1 protein-coding gene and 1 pseudogene are annotated in these 834 nt (G+C 68.7%); both read right to left on the bottom strand.

What is annotated here, in order from left to right:
* Positions 1-433 (bottom strand): precorrin-8X methylmutase (locus EOD07_RS36080; RefSeq protein WP_127238489.1); only part of this gene is annotated, 433 nt, incomplete at its 3' end.
* Positions 434-834 (bottom strand): annotated as a pseudogene (locus EOD07_RS36075) (precorrin-3B synthase); the annotation flags it as partial. It lies immediately after the preceding gene.

Raw genomic sequence — 834 nt, 5'->3', positions numbered from 1 at the left:
GGTAGAAGAGCGCGGTCGGCGCGTTGCCGATGGCGACGACCGCGCCTGCCATACGCTCGCCCCAGAGGTCGATCGCGGCCGCCGAGCGGGTGTTGCCGATCGCCTTCGCGATGTCGTGCGTGCGCGGGTCGCGCAGCGTGCAGATCACCTCGTTGCTGGCGGGCAGGCGCGCGCGGGTGACGCCGTGCGCCACCATCTCGGCATCGCAGAGGATCGGCGCGCCGGCGGCAAGGGCCGCGCGGGCCGCATCGACGAAACTGTTGGAGAAAACGAAATTCCTGGCGGCTTCGACCTGGCCGCAGGCATGGATCATGCGGATCGCGACATCGGCTTCGGCTTCCGAGAAGCGCGACAGGTCCGCCTCGGCGCGGATGATGGCGAAAGAGCGCTCATAGATCGCCATCCCGTCATGGATGTAGTCGTAGGCGGCCATTTACTGGTTCCGTCGATAGAGTTCGGCGATGCCGGCCGCGCCAAGCCTTGTGAGGCAAGCGGCGGCGGTTTCGCCTGGATGTCTTGCGTCGTCGATCGCCGCCGCAATGCCGGCGACCCCGCGCGCGGCGTCATAGCCCGGCCTGTATCCGGCAGGAAGGGCCTTTGCCGTCCCGTCCACGACAAGTCCGGCTCCGTTTTCGTCGCCGACCAAAGTGAGCATTGCCGCCCCGGGATGGGCGCAGCCCTTGGCGCAGCCGGAAACGTGCAGGATCAGCGAGGCGTCAAGGAGGTCGGCGCTTTGTTTTGCAATAGTTTCGGCGATGGCGCGGGTGGCGATGCGGCCGGAGGCGCAGGCGGGCGTGCCCGGGCAGGCGGCGATGCGGGTGCGCGGATCGGCGG

It is taken from the genome of Mesorhizobium sp. M2C.T.Ca.TU.002.02.1.1 (assembly GCF_003997225.1).
Note: the sequence above shows the minus strand (reverse complement) of the source record. Positions and strands in the feature narration are given on the sequence as shown.